Annotated in this window: 6 protein-coding genes; all 6 read right to left on the reverse strand. The window is 46.3% G+C overall.

The window, feature by feature from the left end:
• Positions 1–583: transposase (locus PACILC2_RS25030; RefSeq protein WP_213531641.1), on the reverse strand; the 583-nt coding region annotated here is incomplete at its 3' end.
• Entirely contained in the window at positions 556–987 is a 432-nt protein-coding gene (locus PACILC2_RS25035) for an IS110 family transposase (RefSeq protein ID WP_372447239.1), read from the reverse strand. The genes PACILC2_RS25035 and PACILC2_RS25030, both read right to left, overlap by 28 nt.
• Positions 988–1,541: 554 nt before the next feature.
• Positions 1,542–2,996, reverse strand: coding sequence for a M56 family metallopeptidase (locus PACILC2_RS25040; protein WP_213531645.1), 1,455 nt, complete (start codon positions 2,994–2,996; stop codon positions 1,542–1,544).
• A 10-nt stretch (positions 2,997–3,006) separates the two neighbouring features.
• Entirely contained in the window at positions 3,007–3,375 is a 369-nt protein-coding gene (locus PACILC2_RS25045; protein ID WP_213531647.1) for a BlaI/MecI/CopY family transcriptional regulator, read from the reverse strand.
• Between the two features lie 85 nt (positions 3,376–3,460).
• Positions 3,461–3,700 carry a hypothetical protein gene (locus tag PACILC2_RS25050; protein ID WP_213531649.1) on the reverse strand — a complete coding sequence of 80 codons (240 nt, stop codon included), beginning with the start codon at positions 3,698–3,700 and terminating at the stop codon, positions 3,461–3,463.
• A 381-nt stretch (positions 3,701–4,081) separates the two neighbouring features.
• Positions 4,082–4,522, reverse strand: coding sequence for a hypothetical protein (locus tag PACILC2_RS25055; protein ID WP_213531651.1), 441 nt, complete (start codon positions 4,520–4,522; stop codon positions 4,082–4,084).
• Between the last annotated feature and the right edge of the window lie 268 nt (positions 4,523–4,790).

The raw sequence follows: 4,790 nt of genomic DNA on the forward strand, positions 1-4,790 counted from the left end.
TCTTGCCAAGCCGCTTAACCCAGTTCCAATACCTTGCAGAAAGTCGCGTATTGCGAGTCATCGATGCTGCCCAAGCGCATTCGCACAATTTCAAGTGATTGTTTCCGGATCGGGCCCGAGTTCGTTTTTTACCCGCACTTTGGTGATTTCCGGGACTGACACCAGCCCATGCAGCCAGATGATGATCGTCTTTGAAACGGGTCATATCCGTCCCCATTTCCGCGATGATGACCGAGGCAGCCTGCTCGTTAACACCCGGGATCGTGTTCAGCAGGTCCAGCGCCTCTTGCTTGTCGGCCAGACGGCGGCGGATATCCTGCTCGACCTGCTCGATTTGTTTCTCCAGATACACAAGATGATCCCAGGAAAAACGAATCATATCCCGATGGTGTTTGCGAAGTCGTCCGTTCAACGTCTGAAGCAATTTGGGTGACTTGTGTTTGAGGGCTCCTTTCATATGCGTTTCGAGAAATTCCATCGTGATGACCTCGCCGTTAACGATCTTTTGGAACAAGAGACGGCCGGAGACTCCGAAGATGTCCGACATATGGGTGGTCAGCTTAATGTTCGCATCCTGAAGCAATTTGTGGATGCGTTTCTTCTCCGAAGTGGCGTCTTGCACCAATTTTTGCGGTAACGGGTGAGATCTCGGAGATCGCGAATGTCTTCATAGGGAACAAAACTGCCCTCAATGAGACCGCAACGCAACAGTTTGGCGATCCATTCGGCGTCTTTCATGTCGGTCTTGCGGCCAGGAAGATTTTTAACATGGTGCGCATTGGCAAGCAGGAGATCCAAGTCGAACGCCTCGAGCACGTTCCAGACGGATTTCCAATAGACACCTGTGCTTTCCATGGCGACGTGGGAACAGCCTTCATCGACGAGCCATTGCCCAAGTTCCATAAGCTCGTCCGTCATGGTTCCAAATGTTCGGATTTCGCATTTTGGTGAACGGTCGAGAGGACCAGTGAGAACACAGGCCGCCACAGTCTCTTGTGGACGTCGAGTCCCGCGCAACGTTCGAGTATAGCTTCCAGCATGGCAAGAATCCCTCCAACATGAAGATGGTGAACCGGAAAGACAACCTGAGAACAACGAAGATTTTTATCCGGACTCGCAGTCCGATAGCCTGTGCTTCAAGGTTGTCCGAACAGTTTTGTTTTCGGGGTCGAACCCACCGCAAAAAACCACGAACTGGCCGGTTCAATCTCAGTATGAGGGATGATGAAGAAGACTATGATTACATTTTCATCATAGCCTGTGACCCGGCAGGGTCATTAACCGCATCCCTCTTTTTAAATAATTTGTTTGCCATGACGCGATTGAAAATCGAAGCCGACCGCTGAAGAAGATCCGGAGAAATTTCAGATTTCACTGTACTTGCAGGCTGCGGAACCATTAACTCCTTATACCTATCCAGGACAACCACTTCATGAAGGATCCATATTTTCCCTGTAACGGATGCCAAGAGATGTGACAACGAATAAAAGCAGCATGCTCTCAACGAAGAAAGCATACCGCTCTTTGCATAAAGCGATGATTTAAGAATCGATTTGATAACGAACCGACATCTCTACCTCTTCACTCGATTCCGTTTGCGATCCGTTTTGTAGTATGAAATAGTAGTGGCCGTCTTCGGGAATCGTGTAATTCGAGCCGCTATCCATTAACCTGCCATCTTCAAGCGTTTGGGCATCATACTCCAGCAGATAGACCTTCAGGTCGCCGCCCGTATAGGCATACTTTAGCGATATCACATCACCTTTATGGAGAGTGGAGCCGCCCAAGTTTTCACATTCACCCGGTTTAATTTCGTCGTAAGTATCAAACGACTCTATGCTGGCAGTTAGTTGCTCTACAGCAACGGGGCCAATGTTTTGGACTTTATCACTTACAAGCGCACAGCCATTTTGATTGAATACCACCTGATCCGACTTTAGCGGTGCATCATGGGCACTCATGGCCCCATAAACGGCAGACGTTCCGAAAATCATCAGAAGCAGGGTAGCCATCGTCGCGAACAGACGAACGTACTTTTTGCGTTTTGCTCCGTCCGTTTTTAAGATCATGCGAATTCTCCTCTCCAGGTGCTTTCGCTTGTCGCTAAAAGCGGAATACAATTTGGCTCTTTGGTCAGCCGCCTTCCACAGGACATGTAACAGCAACTCGCAATATTGTCTCCTCTCCGCCATATTCATCGGTTGAACAATCTGCTCATCGCAGGATAGTTCACAATACCGGTCGACGTCCCGTCTCGCCATATATGCCAACGGATTGAACCAGTGCAGCGCATTGGCACAGAGGAGCAAGCATTTGACCCATACATCCCGGCGTCGATCGTGCGTCAGTTCGTGAAGAAAGATTTGACGGTATTCTTCTGCCGTAAACGCCATAGCCGCCGGCAGCACAATACGCGGTTTTAACAATCCGTACAGAAAAGGGGTGCTGATGTAAGGCGACAAGTAGACCGGGATTTCTTTCGACACGCCCAGCTTCTTCTTGCTGGCGGAAAGCTCCCTAAGAATATCCGGATCTTCGGTTAATTCACACAAAGCGAAAATCCGGCGATGAATCTTGATATTCTGAATCAGGGCAGCGGTCAGAAAAACGATCGTCCCGGCCGCCATAACATAAGGGATGACATTCCATAAGTTAAAAAGGAAGCCGCTTGGTTCGTTACTCATCTGTTCCGCCGTGATCAGATGGCTTGCATCCGAAACGACCGTTGATTCTGGCAATTCTCGACTTGCCTGTTCAATCGGAGCATCGATCGGAGACTCCACCGTATTCGGAACGATGCCCAACATCTTCGGGTTGAGCCAGGAAATCAACTTAAAATAAGGAATAAAGAATAACGTGTACAGAAAAACATGCGAGTAGTAATGCCATGTGGCGGTGAAATAATGCTGTGTCCACTTGCTGAGCAGCCTCAACAATAGGTATAGTATGGACGCTGCGGCAGACATCAAGAGTAAAGGATAATATAAATCATTCATGTCGGCCTCTCTACTCTCGCAGTCGTTTCATCAATTCTTCAATATCTTCCTTCGTTAAATCTCCACTGTCGCACAGCGCGCTAATCAAACCGGACACGGAGCCTTGATGAACATCCCGGATAAACCGTTTGGTTTCCAGATTCCGGTATTCCTGTTCCGTCAGACGAGCCTCGTATTGATTGGCCTTCCCCACCCTTGTCGCTGTCACCATGCCTTTTTCCATCAGACGCGCCAAAAACGTGATGACGGTGTTTTGCTTCCACGCCTTGTCCTCAGGCAGTTCAGTCAAAATTTCAGCCGTTGTTACCGGACGGTCATAGGACCAAATAATGTCCATAATTTGCTTCTCAGCTTCGGAAATTTTTTGCCACTTTGCCATGGACACCCTCCTTATTCATTCTACACATTGTAGGAAAAGTTAATCTACATCATGTAGTTAAATCTACATTATGTAGTTCAATTTGTCAACATGTTTTTATCTTTTGGGTGTAGACTTCTAACGCTGAGCGTATGGTCACCTTCTGTATGATTCGCTTCTGTTCATGCTCAGGCTTTACAAAAAAGGACGAGTCGGTTGCAAGCTTCAGGAGAGCCGATTGAGCTGCTTGTATCGATAATTGTTCATCTTGAACGATGAATGATGAAACCTGATAACAATAGGTTTCATATTGTCTTAAAATCAGCACTTTGGCTTGTAAATTCATGATCCCAGCTCGCTTTATTTTAATCTACATTATGTAGTTTAATTTATTCTACAGATTGTAGGTCTAGAAGTAAATACCTAAAATTTCTTCCATCCATTACACCAAGTTGCCAAATTCGACTCCTGCTGATTCAGCATAGCCTCTTGGTCGCGTTATGAAATAATTTTCGCGTTTTCAAAATAAGCCTCCCCTTATCGGAACATCATCATTCCGCCTGTATCCACCCAAGATTACTACAGTACTCGCCCTTGGCGGTATTGGTTTCGTTGTGTCATGGCAAGTCATCTATTGATGAAGCCTATGCTGAGTCCCTATATAAAAAAAGCAACTCATAGAGAGTTGCTTTTTTGAGGAAGAATAGAGTATCTAAATTCCTATAACTTAATATCCACGTGCGCGAACCTTGATGTTCATTTCAGATCCGTCAGTTGTGTATACGTAAACCCGAAATTCCCCATATAAATAACTTCCGTCCGGCATATTAAACGTCCTCGTCAATTGCTCACCTGAGCCAACCGTATACGTCGGATATTGTTTGCCAGAATCGATATGCTCTACAAAAACATCTACGCTACTGGAACCGTCGTTCTTAACCCAAATGTTTAAGTTCTTGTCACTGTCGGGACTAACGGTGAACGATTGATCAAAAGCGGTCTTCCCAGAATGGCTCGAATCAATATAGATAGTATCCAAGATCGAAAAGTCTCCGCCATCACCACTGGAGGGCCCTTCCACCGGTGCTACCGGAGAGGCGAAGGAAATCGAAGCAAGAGAAAACATCATCACGAGCACTAACAGCGTGGTCAAAACTTTCATCCTCATTTGATCAACTCCTAAAAATAATTTGATTTGACAAGCGCTCTTCCAACGATTCGATGTAAGTCTAATTTCCATAACTTTGACTGCCGAAACATCCCTCCATCTCCTGAATGGTAGAAACCAATGCGATGACTACACCGATGAGTTGTTTTAATTAATAGACGGGTATTCCATTCAAAATCTAACGTTTTTTTACCAAATGCACCCCATTATTTTTATGAGAAACGACGAGGCGATCAAATGTCTAAACTTAGACTCCCATGCCGCTGAC

This window comes from Paenibacillus cisolokensis, from assembly GCF_018403665.1.
Lineage (GTDB): Bacteria > Bacillota > Bacilli > Paenibacillales > Paenibacillaceae > Paenibacillus_AH > Paenibacillus_AH cisolokensis.